The sequence below is a fragment of the Algibacter sp. AS12 genome (assembly GCF_046736315.1).
GTDB lineage: Bacteria > Bacteroidota > Bacteroidia > Flavobacteriales > Flavobacteriaceae > Algibacter_B > Algibacter_B amylolyticus.
On sequence record NZ_CP151841.1, the window covers coordinates 2,917,853 to 2,934,675 of the forward strand.

Consider the following 16,823-nt stretch of genomic DNA (forward strand, 5'->3'; position numbering starts at 1 on the left):
TTTTTAAGAGGTTATAAGGCTGTCTTGTAAGATTTTTATTTTAAGCTTTTGTTAACAGTTAGCCATGTAATTATCCTTAATTTTATACAGTGTTAAACCAAATATTAAGAACTGAGAAAATGAAAAAATTACTATTATTATTCATGTCGTGTGCCACCTTTTATGGTGTTAGCGCACAAATTGCAACGCCACAACCTAGTCCTTTCTCTAAGTTAGAACAAAAAGTAGGAGTTACAGATGTCACTATCGAGTACTCAAGACCAGGTGTTAAGGATCGTACTATTTTTGGCGATTTAGTACCTTACGGTAAAATTTGGAGAACAGGAGCTAATGCGAGAACAAAAATTACGTTTAGTACAGATGCTGTAATAGATGGCCAAACCTTAAAAGCAGGTTCTTATTCTATTTTTACTATACCAAATGCCGATGCTTGGGATGTTATTTTTTATAACGACGGCGAAACATCTGGAACACCAAAAGATTTAGATGGTAAGTACGTAGCTGCAAAAACAAGTGTTGAGGCTCACGAAATTCCTTTTAATGTAGAATCCTTTACTATCGATATAAACAACCTAAGTAGCACAGGTGCTAGATTAGAGTTTATTTGGGAAAAAACTTGGGTAGGGTTAGGTTTTACAGTGCCTACAGATGCCGAAGTTACAGCAAGTATCGATGGTGCCATGAATGGACCTAGTCTAGAAGATTACTACGCTTCTGCAACCTATTACCTAGAAAACGACAAGGATATCAATAAAGCCAAAGTTTGGATAGACAAAGCCATCGAAATGACAAAAGATACCCCACGTTTTTGGTACTTAAGAAAACAAGCCTTAATACACGCTAAAGCAGGAAGCACAAAAACGGCTATTGCGGCGGCTAAAGCGTCGTTAGACTTAGCTAAAAAAGCAGATAATGCGGCTTATGTAAAAATGAACACCGAGTCTTTAAAAGCTTGGGGTGCCATGTAAGCCATAACCTATATCAATAAAAAAAACGCAATCTATTAAGGTTGCGTTTTTTTTGTTCATTATTTGGGCGCTACCACAAGGGGCGGGCTTTCGGCAGTCGCTTTTTTGTGTTGCATAGGTGCAACAACACAAAAAGAGCTTCAACAAATGCCTCAATCCCTAGCGCACCTATCAGCTAGAGTACTTTTTAATTAATACTCCAAGTTTATTTTTGTTCTAACCGCATCTAAGGTTTTAATTAGCTGCTCGCTAAAGGCAAAAGTCATCACATCACTTTCTGTTTTTCCCGCTCTAAGTAACCCATTAAAATGTATGGTTTCGTAGTTGTAACCAATTGTTTTGTAATTAAAATCTATAGTTTCTGGTTTGCCACCTTTAGGAATTAACGTTACCGTAGTTGGCATATGGAACATGGTATTTATTTTAATAGTTCCATTTTCACAATAAAAAATAGCTTCTGTAGGAGCATTTTCAAGTAAGGTGCTTTTTAGTAGCGCTTTAGTATCATCATAATCAAAAAGCATGGTGCACGATGAGTCTGCTCCATTTTCAAAATAAGTAGCCTCGGCGTTTATAGTTTTAGGCATTCCTAAAGTCGATAAAGCAGCAAAAATAGGGTAGATACCAATATCTAACAAACTGCCACCGCCTAAGGATTTATTAAATAATCGCGTCGAATCATCAAAACCTCTATGAAAACCAAAATCGGCTTCAAGTTTAACTAAGTTACCAAAAACTTTATCCTCTAAGGCTTTTAAAACATACTGGTAATGCGGTAAAAAGTAAGTCCAAAGAGCTTCCATAAGTAGTACATTTTCGGCTTTAGCTTTTGCTATCATTTCAGCAACTTCATCAGCATTCATAGCAAAAGGCTTTTCGCATAATACGGCTTTACCGTGTTCTAAGCATAATAGCGTGTTTTCCTTGTGCAAAGTGTGCGGTGTTGCAATATAAATGGCATCAATATTTTTATCTTCAACCATAGCTTCATAACTACCATAAGCCTTAGTAGCATTATATTTTGAAGCAAATGCATCTGCTTTATCTTGGTTTCTAGACGCTACGGCATAAAGTTTAGCATCTTCAATAGTTAATAAATCCGTTGCGAATTTATTGGCAATACTTCCTAAGCCAATAATACCCCAATTAATAGTTTTAAGCATTTATTTTAGTTTTTGGTGTTATAAATTGAATTATGCAGGCAATAGCCATTATTATAATACAGCCTATAAAGTTTAGCCATAAAAATGGCAGGTTTATATACTGGTATAAATCTAATAGATACAAGGCAATAACTAATACTTGAGTAATTAAAGCGCCAATAAAAACGGCATTTCCTTTCACAAATTTAAAGAAAAACGCCAACAAGAAAATACCCAAAACATTACCGTAAAATATGGAACCGATAATATTTACCAACTGAATTAAATTTTCGGCAAGATTAGCAATACAGGCAACTCCAATGGCAATAATACCCCAAAGGAATGTAAACCAACGCGATGCTTTTACTTTTTCTTCTTCGGTTTTTTCTCCGGTATTTCTAATGTATAAATCTATAGTTGTAGTACTTCCTAAAGCATTAAGCTCACTTGCTGTACTAGACATGGCAGCACTTAAAATTACTGCTAATAATAAACCAATTAAACCACGCGGTAAATTGTTTAAAATAAAATGTATAAATACATAATCCTTATCGTTGCTTTCTACCTTAATATCTTGGCTATCGGAAACTTTATCAATTAAATCTCGAGCTTCTTTTCGTAATTCATCATTGGCAGCATTTGCGGCAGCAATATATTTTACGGTTTCAGGATTATCAGAAGTGGTGTAGGCTTCAATAATTTTCTGTTTATCTCTAAATATTTGTTTTTGTTCTGCTTGCAATGCTTTAAAATCATCGGCATATTCAGAGTTTAACACCAACTCGGTAGCGGTAGGATTAAAGTTTACAGGCGCTTCATTAAACTGATAAAACACAAAAACCATAACACCAACTAACAGAATAAAGAACTGCATAGGGATTTTTAAAAGGCCGTTAAAAACCAAACCAAGCTGCATTTCTTTAACCGATTTACCCGAAAGGTAACGTTGCACCTGGCTTTGGTCGGTTCCAAAATAAGAAAGCATTAAAAAAGTACCGCCTATAATACCACTCCAAAATGTATAGCGATTATTTAAATTAAATGAGAAATCTAGCACTTCCATTTTTCCGCTGGCACCTGCAATATCTAAGGCTTTACTAAAAGTGATATCTTCAGGTAACTTATCTACAATTAATAAAAAGGCGATAAGCATACCAATAAAAATAACTACCATTTGGTGCTTTTGCGTTACGTTTACGGCTCTTGTTCCACCAGAAACGGTGTAAATAATAACCAAACATCCTATAACGATGTTTAGCGTTAATAAATCCCATCCTAGTACCACCGATAATATTATGGCAGGTGCAAAAATGGTAATACCAGCAGCTAATCCGCGTTGTATTAAAAATAAAATAGCCGCTAAAGTTCTGGTTTTTAAATCGAATCTGTTTTCTAAAAACTCGTAGGCGGTATATACTTTTAGGCGGTGATACAAGGGTATAAACACCATGCAAATAACAATCATGGCAATAGGTAAGCCAAAGTAAAATTGAACGAACCCCATGCCATCATTAAAGGCTTGCCCTGGCGTAGATAAAAACGTTATCGCACTGGCTTGTGTAGCCATAACCGATAGACCAATAGTCCACCATTTGGATGTGTTTCCACCTCTTAAATAATCTTTTACATTTTTGCTACCTCGTGTTTGCCAAGTACCATAACTTACAATAGCAATTAGGGTTATGCCGAGTACCAACCAGTCAATCCAATTTAATGTCTGCATCGTTTAAAAGGATTTAGTAATGAGGTAAAATATTATAAAATATATGGCATTGGCCACCAAAACTAAGGTGTAAAGCGAATGCCATTTTTGTTTAGGTGCGTCTTCGTTCATGATTAATCATTCAGTTTTACTGGCTGTGGTATATCTTCTTTTCCTAAGGAAAGTATGTTTGCAAATAGGCGATAAGCACCCGAAACACCCGCAGGAAACTCTCTAAAAAAGCTTAAACCTGTATACGTGTAATAGCCTTTACCATGTTTTGCTAGAAGTAAACTACCATGTTTTGCAGATTCTCCTTTATCGTGCATGGATAGGATAGGCGTAAACGCTTTATCCCAACTATCAGGAAAATACAAACCGCGTTCTTGAGTCCATCCTTCAAAATCCTTTGGTGTGATTTTATTAGGGAAATTTAAAACCTCATGGTCCGGGTTTAAAAATTTAACCTCGGCGTTTTCGTCGGTTACTCTATCTCGCGATAATGTTAAATTATAAGGCCCTATAGCGTCTACTTTTACACGGTGGCTGGTATTGTATTGTACCACCATGTTGCCGCCATTGGCAACAAAATCGAATAATAATTGCTGTTTAAAATTTAATTCTTCAACCGTATTATAAGCTCTAATGCCAACAACAACAGCATCAAAATTACTTAATGTTTCAGGAGTAATATCCTCAGGCGATATAATCCTAACGTTATAACCAATTTGCTCTAAACTTTCAGGAACCACATCACCGGCACCTTGAATATACGCAATATTATTGCCTCGTTTTTTTATATCTAATCGCACAATTTTACTTTCGCTAGGCAGCAATACCGTTTGGAAAGGGATATGCTCGTAATCTATATCAATAAGTTCTTTGGTATAACTTTTATCGCCAATATGAACAATAGGACCAATAAAGCCTTCACTCTGTTCTTTAGGCGGAATTACCGTAAACGTAAGTAATTGTTCTTCGCCTTTATGCGCTATAGATACCTTTTGCTTTTTTGGTAAAATACTCCAACCGTTCGGATGGCAAACTTCAACATCGCCTTCAAGATTATCTCTTCCAGCCTTTACAACTACAGTGATGTCTTGTTGTTGGTCATTATCCAAAATAATTACCTTCTCTGTAATTTTTGCCGAAACTTCAGGGATGATTTCAAACGGACGATACAATTCACCTTTATCTGGTTTTGCGAAGCGTTGTATAACAGGTTTTGTAAAGGTTATTGGTGTATTGTTAATTAATAGATTAAAATCGATATTATAAACTCGTGGCGTTTCTGGTTTTCCAATAAGTGTTTTATCATCCACTTTATACATACCTAAAGATCCTTTTTCGTTTAGCCAATAAGGCGTAGTAGGTTCTGCGTTATTAGCGACTTTTAAAACCTCGCTAAAATCATATTTTACATTGTTTTTAAGCGTAATACCTTTAGCTATGTTTAAATCGCTGGCATTGTTTAGGCTTTCTAAAACTATGGGTAAGTCGCTTCTGTTAAGTACTTCAATATTTAGTTTTATGGTTTCGTTTTGGGTTGCCCAATTCGTTTCGGCCGATGCTTCTAAATACAATCCAGCACACATTTCAATAATAGCCTTAAGCTCCTTAGTTTTTTGAGTTTTCCAATGTTCGTTATCTATGTTCTGAAGTAATTTGTATGCTTCAATTAACCCAGGAATATGTACCGCTGGATTTTTAAAGTTAAAGTTAGCTTCAATAGTATTTAAAATATCGCCTATAGCACCTCCACCTTTTACTCGGTTCCAAGTGGTATCAATACCTTCAAAAATATTATTCGAGCCATTTAAAGGTTCTCCTTTTAAAAAGTCGATGTACTCAATGTCCGAGCCACGTTGTGATAAACGACCAAAACCTTGACATAAATGTTGGCTACGAGCCAAATCTGCCAATTCATTATTACTTAAACCTTTTGTAGGGTAGTAGGTACCAATATCGAAGGTTAGCATGTTGCTTTTATCAACCTTTTCAAAAGCTTCTTGACCGCCATAACGCCAAGAACTTGTGTTGTAAAATAAACGCTTTGGTTGCCAAAGTTCCGTTTGGTTTAATTGAGATGTGTAGGCTTTATCATTGTTAGCTAAATCGAATGCCTCGATACTTAAAATAGCCGAAGTTGTATGATGTCCGTGTGTTTTGCCCGCTCTTTTTTCATCGAATCTATTAATTATAATATCGGGTTTAAATTGGCGTATGGCCAAAACAACATCGCTTAGTACTTGTTCTTTATCCCAAATATCTAGAGTTTCATCTGGGTGCTTAGAGTAGCCAAAATCGTTGGCTCTAGTAAACAGCTGTTCGCCACCATCTACACGTCTTGCAGCCAATAATTCTTGAGTTCTAATAACGCCTAAAAGTTCTCTTATTTCGGGGCCAATTAGGTTTTGCCCGCCATCGCCACGTGTTAACGATAAGTACGCCGTTCTTGCTTTTACTTGGTTAGACATGTATGCAATTAAACGCGTGTTTTCGTCGTCTGGATGTGCTGCTACATATAAAATAGAACCTAAAAAGTTTAGCTTTTGTAGGGATTCATAAATCTCTGATGATGATGGTGCTTTGGGCTTCTGTGCTTGAGTAAATGATACTGCCAAAAGGCATACCAATAATCTAAGTAATTGTTTCTGCATGGTTTATTATTAGCTGAACCCCAAATATAAAAAACATAACAGCGATAGGGTTGGTTTTAGTTTTTATTTAACGCTTGTTAACATTAGTGTTTTGTCTTATACAAGTGTTAAATCGGCTCCACTTATTATATCTTTTTAAAATCCATAACCATAGCATTGAACTTTGCCATTTACATAGGTTAAGCTTTTAATTTGCTATTACTTGAATATTAGAGTTGTAATGGTGTTTTATAAGGTATCTTTGGTATAAAATTATTTGTTTGTTCATATTAATTCATGTTTTCGCAATACTTTCGCGAAAAGCAAAGACTTAACACATTAGTCCGAATTTATATTTCAAATCCTAGTGGCCAACTTAATGCCTGATTGCTAGATAATACCTATTTAATAGTAATCTTTCGCCCTGCTTATGTCATTACTTCGCATGGCGTGTCAATCTAAAAATCATGGCTTTAAAAATACGACCTGGGCTTATACTAAATCAATTTATTTTTAATAAAGGTTTACGCATTCCTAGAAATGCAACTTCCAATTATCATACAACGTAAATTAACGAGGATTTAAAGTAACAATTACTGGATTCCAGTTTTGGGCGTGCCCCTTTGGGTCGGGCTTTACATTACAATTCCTCGCACCTCCTTCCAGTCAGGCTGTGGGATTTTCATTGCAATCCCTCACGCACTAAATAGTAACTATCATGTTAGATATTAAAATAAACAAACCAACACCTTTTATTTTTAAGCAACCCTTAAAAGTATTTAATAGCAGTACCGATGTTAAGCAGGCCATAAAAACCTTAGAAGCCGGTAAACCCTTATTAATTACAGCCTTTTATAGCAATGGTTTGCTGCTTCTTAAAGCACTCGATGTTCATTTAAAAACCACATTGACACATACTACTTTTAAAGAGCAACGTGCATATAGATCTGCGTATCATAAGCTTTCAAATCTTATATTAATCGAGGTTACAGACCATCAATTAACTGTAAAAAAAGCACCAGCTATTGGGTGGTTAAAAGTGCTGTATCCAGAAACTAGTAGTTTTATATTAACATTTGTTCAAATACAAGGTCTAAATAGTTCTTGGCAATGGTATAGCAAAGGAGTGGTAATTCCGGTGTTACGGAATAAAATTCATCCATATTACGGTGCTTATTTCCCAACACGTTTTGATCATTTAATACTATTCGATAAATGGTTAGCACGCTATAAAGGCCCTAAAAAATCGGCTATCGATGTAGGAGTAGGAAGTGGCGTATTATCTTTTCAAATACTTAAACATGGTTTTCAAAACGTTTTTGCCACCGATACTAATCCTAATGCTATTGTAGGTTTAACCGAATCTATAAAAGATACCAAACTCTCTAGAAAAATAGAGTTGGATTACGCATCGCTATTTGGTAAATGGGATAAGCAAACCGAATTAATTGTATTTAATCCGCCTTGGTTACCAACATCAAATGATATAAAAAATATTGATGAAGCCATGTATTATAACGCCACCTTGTTTCCTGAGTTTTTCGAACAAGCCAAAAAGCGCTTGTTGCCAAATGGTAAATTGGTAATACTATTTTCAAACCTAGCGCAAATAGTCGAAGTAACTACAGAGCATCCTATTGAAAAAGAATTAGCCGAAGGAGGTAGATTTCAACTAAGTAATTGCTATAAAAAATCAGTGAAATTGGCTTCAAAAAATACGAAACGCCAACAAAATTGGCGTGCTCTAGAAATTGTAGAACTCTGGGAACTTAATGGTAAATAAGATTAAAAAAAACAAAAACCAGTGTAAATGCTGGTTTTTGTTTTTTTTTAACACTTTAAATTTGTTTAAAGTTTATTTGTTCGGTTTTTGGTTTTTTGTTTTCTGGTTCTGCAGGAATAATAGGTCTGGATTGCTGATTAAAAAATAATTGCTGAATAGAATCCATGCGGCGCATCATGTGTTCAATTTGTTGATTATGATTCATGAAACCATCATGAAAAAAGTTTTCTGAATGAAACTGTTTCGAGTCAGAATCACGACCAAAAAAGTCATTAAAAAACGAATCATTAAAAAAGCTATGACTATTAAAATGCTTCTGAAATTCCATTTTTAAACTATCGTTTACTTTTTCGTTACTAGAATAACTGTAGGAGTAAATGGAATCGTAGCGCGTTAAATTACCATTTTCATCATATTCTTTATTAACTGTAATATTTTCGTCTGGTTTTAAGGCTAGAGGTTCGCTTTGTTGTTTGTCTTGTCCTGAACAATTAAAAAACAACAAACAAAACAAAGGGATTAAATTCAATGTTCTCATAGGTATATATTTTAAAATTAAACAATAACTAACGGTTGTTATTTTTCAAAAAATGTGCCGAAATAATTCATGGAAATATAAGCTTGTTTTTCAATGTCAAATTGACAGCGCAGATGTTTAAGGTGGTGTGTTTATCACTTGTTATATGGACATTCTCGAAAATAATCTTGTAAATTGAATTTACGGTCTACAAATGTTTCTGGCAGAATTTTAAAATGTTTAATTCTGTCAATTCTAAAAGCTCGATACTCGTTACGCAAATAACACCACGCCATTAAAATCCATTTTTGATTTGTAGAATAAAAAGCATAAGGTTCTATTTTTCTATTTGTAACAGAGGTGTCGTTAGCTTTTTGGTAATCTATTTCAATAAAATTTAAATGCGTAATAGCTAATTGAATTTCGGATAAAGCATCACTAGAAAACTCTTCATATTCCCAATTAAGTACACGGATTTTATCATTTAGTATTTCGCTTTTTTCTTGAACCGAACTTTTAAAAACAGATTTTATTTTTATTAGCGCTTCATTAAAATTATTAACAAAGGACACATCTTTGGATTGATTAATAATATGTTGAGCCGTAATTAAAGCATTGGCTTGTGTTTCGGTAAATTGAACTGGCGCTACTTGATAGCCTTCCATAAGGGAATAACCTCGACCCTCGAGTGTGGTTACTGGAACTCCTGCTTCTTCAAGTTTCCTTATGTCTCTATATATGGTTCTTACGCTCACATCAAATTTTGTAGCAAGCTCGGTTGCTGTTAAAAGTCGTTTAGATTTTAGCAGGGTTAGTATCGATATAAGTCTTGAGAGTTGCGACATAATAACAAAGATAGCGAACCGAAATACAATTCGCTATCCCTCGTTTTTTGATTTTACAGTTTTTACATGAATGAGTGTAATGCTATTCGGTTACCCTCGGTGTCAATAAATTGAGCCATAAATCCATTTTCTCCAATATCCGTTTTTGGCATAATTATTTTTCCTCCCGCTGTTTCTACTCTGCTTAAAGGTACGCTTAAATCGTCGCCTCCATTTAAATAAAGTGTTGGGCCGTTGGTTGTTGGCTCTTGTCCTTCTGCTTCTATAAGTCCGCCGCCAACACCATTGTTGTCAGTGTCGTAAGGAAACATTCCATATTTAACGTTTTGTTCTGGCATGTGATGGTCAATAATTTTTTTGGCTATTACCGTAGTGTAAAATTGTTTGGCTCTTTCGTAATTTATTACAGGAATTTCAAACCAACTGATTGCATTTTTCATTTTAAAATAGATTTATTTGTTAAACTTACATGCAAAATTATTGGGTTTAGTGTCGTAATATGTCAGGGGTGTTTTTTCTTTTAAAATTTATTTTCCCAAGAGTATGTAAACGAAAAAACCACCCTGTTTTCACAAGGTGGTTCTTATATATCGTTAAAAATATATTCTAATTAACAGATAGTAAAGCGATATCGAAAATAATAACCGAACCTCCTTCAATTCCTGAAACACCTGTGTTTCCATAGGCTAAATGGGCTGGGATATAAAGTTTTCCACTTCCACCTTCTTGAAAGTAGGTAATACCTTCTGCAAAACCAGATATTAAACCGTTTAAGTTGAAATCTATCCCTGTTGTGTTTTCATCAAAAACGGTTCCGTCCGTTAAATAGCCTTTATAGGTAACTGTTACATTATCCGTTATTGTGGGTTGTCGACCGTCTCCAGGTTCATCAATCGTGAAAAATAAACCGGTGCCAGATTGTTGCGCTGTTAATTCGTTTTCTATTAAATAATTTTGAATTTCCGCTTCGTTTTCAGTTTTGTAATTCACATAAATAAGTTCTATATCGAAAATAATTACAGAGCCTGCCGGAATACTTCCGTTAGTGCTACTACCATAGGCTAAATGTGCTGGGATAATAAGAGTACCACTTCCGCCTTCTTTAAAATAAGTTATACCTTCAGTAAACCCAGGTATTAAACTGTTTAAAAACGTAAAAGAAACACCTTCTTCTGGGCTTTCATCAAACACAGTACCGTCTGTTAAATAGCCTTTGTATGCTACTTTAACTCTATCGGTTGTTAATGGGGCAACACCTGTTCCAGGGGTATCAATTATATAATATAAACCACTGTTACTAGATTGTACAGTTAAATTATTAGTGGCAATATATGCCTGAATTTCTTGTTCGTTTTCGCTTGTGTAGTCTTTTGGGGCATCGTCAGAACTACAAGCTGTAAATAAAATTACAGCAAGTACCATACATAGTTTTTTCATCATATTATTTTTTTTTGGTAAATATAAAAGCTATAGCCTTACTTATTAAGGTTTTTAACGTTTCTTTTAAAGATTTCGTGCTATTTAAGACGTTACCTAGATAACTTTTGTTCGTTATTTAAAATAAGCTTAACGGCCTGCTTGTACTTAAACGGGTTGGTCGCTTTTTTTATTGCTTTGTAAGTTTTTTGAGGGTTGGAACACGATTGCGAAAAGAACTCCCAAAAGCCTAGCATTTTCATTTTTATAGGTGTTGGTCCCGAAAGGTAGTCGTCGTACTGCTGGTAAATAGTATTATGGAATTCTTCAAAAATGTCCCAGCGGTTTTCAGGATATTCTGTGGTGTCATTTTTTATCATTTGTGGTAAAAACGGGTCGGCAATTAAGCCACGACCAATCATAAAATGATTTAAGCTAGGAAAACGCTCTTGCATAGCTTTAAAACTAGCCACACTTGTAATATCACCGTTATAATACAGCTTGTGTTTCGTACTGCTTATACAACGCTCAAAAGCATCAAGATTTACAGGACCTTTATAAAGTTGTTTGCCTATTCTGGCATGAATAGCAATGTTTTTTAGTGGATATTGATCTAAAATAGGGAAGACCTCTAATATTTCTTCAGCATGCTCATAACCCATTCGCATTTTCATCGATACCAAAATATCCGTTTCCTTATGGGCGCGTTCTAAAATAGTATTTATTTTTTCAGGATTACAAATTAACCCAGAACCCATTCCAGATTTAGCAACCATAGGGTATGGGCACCCCAAATTCCAATTTAACTCCTTATAGCCTAAACTTTGCACATATTTGGCAACAAACAAAAACTCTTCGGCATCGTTAGTTATAATTTGCGGTATAACCTCTAATGTCGTATTGTTTTCTAGTAATAAATCGTTTTGATAGGACGATTTTATTTTAAACTTTCCGTTAAGCCTTATGTAAGGCGAATAAAAGGTGTCTATACCTCCAAAATAATGATGAAACGCATTACGGAATCTAAAATCTGTAAACCCTTGTAATGGAGACGAAAGTAATGTAAAAGCCATTTATAATTTATGTGGCGCAAAGATAGGTATAACTTTGTTTTATTTGGCCGTTTTAACACGCTTTCACTACTCGCTCCCTCCAAAAAAGTCGGGGAGCTCAAACAGGCCGTTCAATCGTTAACGCACCTATCAAGTAAGTTTTGTAATGCACCCAAAATATAGTTTATTTAGTTTTTTAACCAACCCGCAATACTTTGTCTTTCTCGCGTATGCGAAGCATGAACTTCGTGTTCCATTTCATCACTTCTAAAAAAAACCATGCGGCCTCCTAAAGGCGAAATATTTATTTGGTTGCCATGCTCTGGGTATAACGAGAGTAGTCCGTCATCAGTATCTTTCCAGTCGTTATTAAGATATAACACGATTGAAAATTTACGACCCTTTTCATTCTTAAATTGGTCGATATGCCGTTTGTAAAAACTATCCTTTTCGTAGCTTGAATAATGACTTTCATAACGTTTAATAGCAGTAAAGCAAGTTTCGTTTAAGTACTTAATAAAATGCTCAACCTTTTGTAAATAAACCAGCTCAAAAGGATTTAAACTTTGCGCTTCAATCCAGTTAATTTTATCACCTCTAATTAGTTTGTTTTGCTGAAAATCAGTTTTATTTCCAATTCCAGAAAATGTCATGTTTCCTGCATCACTTAAAAGCTGAATATTAGCCCTTAAGCCGTTTACAGTTTGTGGTAGAATAAAATTATCGCAGCAGCCATAATTGTTTTTTATAAGCCCATTGATAAGCCCTTCAAATTGGTTGTTCTCGAAAACATCTGCGTTTGCCATAGGTTTAATTTTACCTAGGTGTAACTGTACAGACAGGAGTAATCAAAGAACGTTGTTTTTATTGTCATATCAAGCTAAAATTATATAAATAAATAAAGAAGCCACTTTATTTTTACAAAGTGGCTTTTCTTAATTCCGCGAAAGCGAAAAAAGTATTTATTTAATTAGTCTATTTAAAGTTTTTTAGGTTTCTAATAGCTTGTAAATTTTAAACGATAAACAACTCGCTAAAGTTTATCTTATTTTTTAACAAGCCTTCGCATGGCTACCCATTGTTTAAGCATAGCCTTAGCATCTTGAGCAGGATATCCTAAAACGGTTTCGCCAGCTTTAACGTTATTCATAACACCAGAACCGGCACCAACTGTTGCACCAGATTCTATTGTGGTGTGGTCTTTAATCGAAGCGGAACCACCAATAATAACGCCATCGCCTAAAGTTACGGAACCTGCAAGACCACTATGGCCAGCCATAATACACGAGCGTCCCATAACGCTATTGTGCGCTATTTGTACTAAGTTATCAATTTTACAGCCATCGCCAATAATGGTACTGCTAAATTTAGCTCTATCAACGCATGAGTTTGCTCCAATTTCAACATGATGACCAATAATTACATTTCCAATTTGCGGTATTTTTGTAAGACCTCTGCCATCATCACTTGGGCGATATCCAAAACCATCGGCACCAATACTTACATTGGTATGAAAAATACAATGATTACCTATAACACAACGTTCTCTTATAACCGTTCCAGACCATATAGTGGTTTGATCGCCTATAGTAGTTTCATCAAAAACGCAAACGTTAGGGTAAAGTGTTACCCCAGATCCTAAAACTACATTTTTGCCTACATAGCAATTGGCTCCAATTTTACAGCCATTTCCAATTGTAGCGGTATCATGAACTACGGCGGTAGGATGAATGTCGGTTTCAAATTCTGGTTCTGGCGGATTAAATAATTCTAAAATCCTAGCCATCGCCAAATCGGCATTTTTTACTTTTATGATAGCACGATTGTCTCCAGGTTCTAGCGTTAAGTTATCATTTAACAAAACGGCAGAAGCTTCAGAATCATTCCAGTATTTTAAGTATTTACTACTACCAATAAATGTAATGTGATGTTTTTTAGCATGGTTTAATTGCTCTGGGCCTTCAATACGTTGCGTAGTGTTTCCTATTAATTCACCTTTTAACAAGTCATTAATTTCCTCAATTGTGTAAGTTTCCATGTAATTTTAGTTGGTTAGTGTGCTTGTAAAGCTAATGGAAAAAAAACTAAAATTATAGTGTTTTAGTCTTCAATCCTATTTTCATCGAAGGCCGATGGTAATAATTTAGGAATAAACTTTACAACTAAAGGCAATAATAAAGCGCCACCTGGTAACAAAAATATAGCTAAACTAGGTATAGACTTAAATATATCTAGGAGTTGCTCTTGTACTTTTTTCTGTTCCTCTTTATTTAAATCTCTAATAGTAGATTGTGTTAGCAAAACCATAAGCTCCTTGCTATCCTTTAACTCTTGATACAAGCGTTTACTATTTCTAGTAATTAGTTTGTTAACCATTTTACTAGAGTTATTGTAAAAACTTTGTACCACGTTTTTTGAGCTTAAAAGCGCAATATTATCCTTATTTATGGTGTAGAATTTATTAACAGCCTTTATAGAGTAATGTATTTTAGAGAGTCCTAGATTAAGGTCGTTACCTAGTTTTTCTAGAAAATGCTGTTCTTCTACGTCAATCATTTGGTCGCTCCAGGTCGCCATACATGCTAAGTCTAAAACGTAATGTTTTTCAAGGTTTGTGTTAATGTTGCTAACCGCCTTATTGTAGTCTATATATGGGTTTTCCTGATAACGTAACGAAGCATCAAATAATTTTATTAAACTATCGTCATATTTGTTTTTGGTTTCTTTAGAATTTAAAACATTTAAGGAAATAGAAGTAATGGAAGCTTCCATGTCTTTTAAATAATCTTTAGATATTCTGTGTTGCTCCAAATAGGTTTTATACGCTAATACATCTACAAACAAAAGTGCATTAATAATAAAGTAGTTAAAGTTTTTGGTGAGTACATTGGCATCAATTTGAATGCGCCTGTGTATTATTTTTTCAAGCTGATCACTAGACTTTTTACCACTTAATAAATCGCTAAAAAAGGAGGTTTTAATTTCATCAATATCTGTATAAAACCCAATAACGCTGTCTATAAAAGAGATTTCTGAATTTGAATTGGCATGAATGTAATATAAGGAGAGGCATAAATTGGTTTTACAAAGCTCTTCTTCTGTTAGGTTTTTATTTATAATTACCTGACTTACAACTTCTAGATTGCTACCATAAATAAATCCGCACAGCCTTAAAGACTCATAAAAGGATGCCTCGTCAAATTTTAAAAAGAGATTGTTGCTTTCTATCTCTTTCATCAACTTTTTAATCCAACCTGCAGATGATGGGTTCATAATTCAATTTTCAAATAGATTGTAAAAGTAAACTTTTAACTGAATATCTGCACGGTCTTTTCTTTAACATAACTTTAACAAAACCGCTATTTCTTTTTTTTCGTAGGTATGGCAGAGAGTGAAATTAATAATAACAAAAAATCTCAAAAACATGAAAAATTTAAAACGAGTATTAGGAATTGGAGTAGTAGCGGTAGCTAGTTGCTTTGTAATTGCGGCCGATCATATTGACGCGCCAGAAGTATCTGGAGGGAATAGTGATATTACCGATTTTTATGCCTTTCAAGCTGAAAATGAAGATAATTTAGTTTTGGTAGCTAACATTCAAGGATTAATAAGTCCTGCAAACACAGCAGCTGCATCATTTAATGAAAATGTAATGGTTGAGTTCAATATTGATACCAACCAAGATAATGTTGAAGATTTAGTTATTCAAGCCATTCCTAGAGATGGTAAAATGTATTTTTTTGGTCCTGTTGCGCCTTCTCAAACGGGCTTAAATAGTATTATTGAAACGACTTCTACAGCTGGTGGAAGTGTAGCAATTTCAAGCTACGGAAGTGCGGCAGTAACTGCTAGTAATGGTGGTATGTCCTTTTTTGCAGGTCCTAGAGACGATCCATTCTTTATGGATTTTGCACGATTCACTCAAATTTTAACTCCTGGTGATGATGATGGCGATGGCGAGGAAGAAACCGCTTTTTTACCTGAAGGTTCTGCATCTGATACGTTTGCAGGAACTAACGTAATGTCTATTGTTGTTGAGGTACCTAAATCTATGATTGGTGGTTCTGGGAAAATTAATACATGGGTAGAGTCTAAAAGAAAATAATAAAACAAAATAACCTTATTAAAATATCAAATTATGAAAAATATAAAAATATTAACCTTAGCGCTAACAGTATCGTTAATAGCATTTAACTGCTCGAACGACGATGATAATAATATGAGTATGGAGGAGCCTGTTTTAGATTTCTCTGGAACCTACTCACAAGAAGATCAAATGGGTAGACCAGCCGTAAATACGGTATTTAATGCGAGTGCAGATAAAGATGCATTTAACGTTACTACACCAACAGCTCAAAGTGCAGCATTTCAAAGTAAATTTGAAGCTAATTTATTAGCCTTAAGTCCTGCTTATGCCGATGGAGGAATGAATGCCCTTGGACAAGATGCCGCAGCATTTACTGGTTTATTAGCTACCGATGTTTTAAACGTATCGTTAGATGGAACAACTACATTTTATGATGGCGAACCAGCAAATACACTTTCTGGACGTGCTTTAGCTGACGATGTTATTACTGTTGAGTTATTATTAATTTTTGGAGGTGAAGATTTCACTGAAAACCCTGGCTTATCTAACGATAATGTTAGCGAAAATGATAAAACCTTTTTGACCTCATTTCCTTACCTAGCATCTCCTCACTAGGATATATTACTTCTAGAACATGGTGGTAATTACCATGTTCTAGATTTTTTACCTACA

General features: G+C 34.7%; 15 protein-coding genes. 4 read left to right on the forward strand and 11 right to left on the reverse strand.

All coding sequences use genetic code 11. The features are described 5' to 3' along the window. The first annotated feature begins 119 nt into the window (after positions 1–119). Complete coding sequence (locus AAFN75_RS12180) at positions 120–968, forward strand: DUF2911 domain-containing protein (RefSeq protein ID WP_411806574.1); 849 nt, start codon at positions 120–122, stop codon at positions 966–968. A gap of 191 nt (positions 969–1,159) precedes the next feature. Here the strand turns inward: AAFN75_RS12180 and AAFN75_RS12185 are convergent, their stop codons facing one another. The 3 genes from AAFN75_RS12185 to AAFN75_RS12195 all read right to left on the reverse strand — a co-directional run bounded on the left by AAFN75_RS12185 (position 1,160) and on the right by AAFN75_RS12195 (position 6,472). Further along, on the reverse strand, positions 1,160–2,131 hold the full coding sequence (locus AAFN75_RS12185) for a Gfo/Idh/MocA family protein (RefSeq protein WP_411806575.1): 972 nt from the start codon (positions 2,129–2,131) through the stop codon (positions 1,160–1,162). Next, complete coding sequence (locus AAFN75_RS12190; protein ID WP_411806576.1) at positions 2,124–3,833, reverse strand: sodium:solute symporter; 1,710 nt, start codon at positions 3,831–3,833, stop codon at positions 2,124–2,126. Before AAFN75_RS12190 ends, AAFN75_RS12185 begins: the two co-directional genes overlap by 8 nt. A gap of 113 nt (positions 3,834–3,946) precedes the next feature. Beyond that, a complete protein-coding gene (locus AAFN75_RS12195; RefSeq protein WP_411806577.1) occupies positions 3,947–6,472 on the reverse strand; it encodes a PIG-L family deacetylase in 2,526 nt (841 codons plus the stop codon). Between the two features lie 697 nt (positions 6,473–7,169). On the opposite strand from AAFN75_RS12195, the gene AAFN75_RS12200 reads away from it, so the two are divergent. Further along, positions 7,170–8,234, forward strand: coding sequence for a methyltransferase (locus tag AAFN75_RS12200; protein ID WP_411806578.1), 1,065 nt, complete (start codon positions 7,170–7,172; stop codon positions 8,232–8,234). A 55-nt stretch (positions 8,235–8,289) separates the two neighbouring features. On the opposite strand, the gene AAFN75_RS12205 is transcribed toward AAFN75_RS12200, so the two are convergent. The 8 genes from AAFN75_RS12205 to AAFN75_RS12240 form a co-directional block, all read right to left on the reverse strand. Next, a complete protein-coding gene (locus AAFN75_RS12205) occupies positions 8,290–8,772 on the reverse strand; it encodes a hypothetical protein (RefSeq protein ID WP_411806579.1) in 483 nt (160 codons plus the stop codon). 134 nt (positions 8,773–8,906) lie between these two features. Next, entirely contained in the window at positions 8,907–9,596 is a 690-nt protein-coding gene (locus AAFN75_RS12210) for a helix-turn-helix transcriptional regulator (protein WP_411806580.1), read from the reverse strand. Between the two features lie 62 nt (positions 9,597–9,658). Further along, on the reverse strand, positions 9,659–10,036 hold the full coding sequence (locus tag AAFN75_RS12215) for a VOC family protein (protein WP_411806581.1): 378 nt from the start codon (positions 10,034–10,036) through the stop codon (positions 9,659–9,661). 166 nt (positions 10,037–10,202) lie between these two features. Then, a complete protein-coding gene (locus tag AAFN75_RS12220; protein WP_411806582.1) occupies positions 10,203–11,036 on the reverse strand; it encodes an FKBP-type peptidyl-prolyl cis-trans isomerase in 834 nt (277 codons plus the stop codon). 89 nt (positions 11,037–11,125) lie between these two features. Further along, a complete protein-coding gene (locus AAFN75_RS12225) occupies positions 11,126–12,085 on the reverse strand; it encodes a tRNA dihydrouridine synthase (protein WP_411806583.1) in 960 nt (319 codons plus the stop codon). 167 nt (positions 12,086–12,252) lie between these two features. Beyond that, positions 12,253–12,870 (reverse strand): 2OG-Fe(II) oxygenase, encoded by a 618-nt coding sequence (locus tag AAFN75_RS12230; RefSeq protein WP_411806584.1) that lies wholly within the window; start codon positions 12,868–12,870, stop codon positions 12,253–12,255. 239 nt (positions 12,871–13,109) lie between these two features. Beyond that, positions 13,110–14,102: a UDP-3-O-(3-hydroxymyristoyl)glucosamine N-acyltransferase gene (gene lpxD, locus AAFN75_RS12235; protein ID WP_411806585.1), complete on the reverse strand. Its 993-nt coding sequence runs from the start codon at positions 14,100–14,102 to the stop codon at positions 13,110–13,112. 62 nt (positions 14,103–14,164) lie between these two features. Then, positions 14,165–15,337, reverse strand: a complete 1,173-nt coding sequence (locus AAFN75_RS12240) for an LETM1-related biofilm-associated protein (RefSeq protein WP_411806586.1) — start codon at positions 15,335–15,337, stop codon at positions 14,165–14,167. Between the two features lie 151 nt (positions 15,338–15,488). Between AAFN75_RS12240 and AAFN75_RS12245 the strand changes: the two genes are divergently transcribed. Both AAFN75_RS12245 and AAFN75_RS12250 read left to right on the forward strand, forming a co-directional pair. After that, a complete protein-coding gene (locus AAFN75_RS12245) occupies positions 15,489–16,169 on the forward strand; it encodes a DUF4331 family protein (RefSeq protein ID WP_411806587.1) in 681 nt (226 codons plus the stop codon). Between the two features lie 33 nt (positions 16,170–16,202). Then, entirely contained in the window at positions 16,203–16,766 is a 564-nt protein-coding gene (locus tag AAFN75_RS12250; RefSeq protein ID WP_144116933.1) for a DUF4331 family protein, read from the forward strand. The last annotated feature ends 57 nt before the right edge of the window (positions 16,767–16,823 follow it).

Coding starts and splice junctions, on each gene's coding strand:
- AAFN75_RS12205 (WP_411806579.1), bottom strand. CDS start 8,772: ATGAGAACATTGAATTTAATCCCTTTGTTTTGTTTGTTGTTTTTTAAT.
- AAFN75_RS12210 (WP_411806580.1), bottom strand. CDS start 9,596: ATGTCGCAACTCTCAAGACTTATATCGATACTAACCCTGCTAAAATCT.
- lpxD (WP_411806585.1), bottom strand. CDS start 14,102: ATGGAAACTTACACAATTGAGGAAATTAATGACTTGTTAAAAGGTGAA.
- AAFN75_RS12190 (WP_411806576.1), bottom strand. CDS start 3,833: ATGCAGACATTAAATTGGATTGACTGGTTGGTACTCGGCATAACCCTA.
- AAFN75_RS12240 (WP_411806586.1), bottom strand. CDS start 15,337: ATGAACCCATCATCTGCAGGTTGGATTAAAAAGTTGATGAAAGAGATA.
- AAFN75_RS12200 (WP_411806578.1), top strand. CDS start 7,170: ATGTTAGATATTAAAATAAACAAACCAACACCTTTTATTTTTAAGCAA.
- AAFN75_RS12245 (WP_411806587.1), top strand. CDS start 15,489: ATGAAAAATTTAAAACGAGTATTAGGAATTGGAGTAGTAGCGGTAGCT.
- AAFN75_RS12215 (WP_411806581.1), bottom strand. CDS start 10,036: ATGAAAAATGCAATCAGTTGGTTTGAAATTCCTGTAATAAATTACGAA.
- AAFN75_RS12220 (WP_411806582.1), bottom strand. CDS start 11,036: ATGATGAAAAAACTATGTATGGTACTTGCTGTAATTTTATTTACAGCT.
- AAFN75_RS12225 (WP_411806583.1), bottom strand. CDS start 12,085: ATGGCTTTTACATTACTTTCGTCTCCATTACAAGGGTTTACAGATTTT.
- AAFN75_RS12185 (WP_411806575.1), bottom strand. CDS start 2,131: ATGCTTAAAACTATTAATTGGGGTATTATTGGCTTAGGAAGTATTGCC.
- AAFN75_RS12180 (WP_411806574.1), top strand. CDS start 120: ATGAAAAAATTACTATTATTATTCATGTCGTGTGCCACCTTTTATGGT.
- AAFN75_RS12195 (WP_411806577.1), bottom strand. CDS start 6,472: ATGCAGAAACAATTACTTAGATTATTGGTATGCCTTTTGGCAGTATCA.
- AAFN75_RS12230 (WP_411806584.1), bottom strand. CDS start 12,870: ATGGCAAACGCAGATGTTTTCGAGAACAACCAATTTGAAGGGCTTATC.
- AAFN75_RS12250 (WP_144116933.1), top strand. CDS start 16,203: ATGAAAAATATAAAAATATTAACCTTAGCGCTAACAGTATCGTTAATA.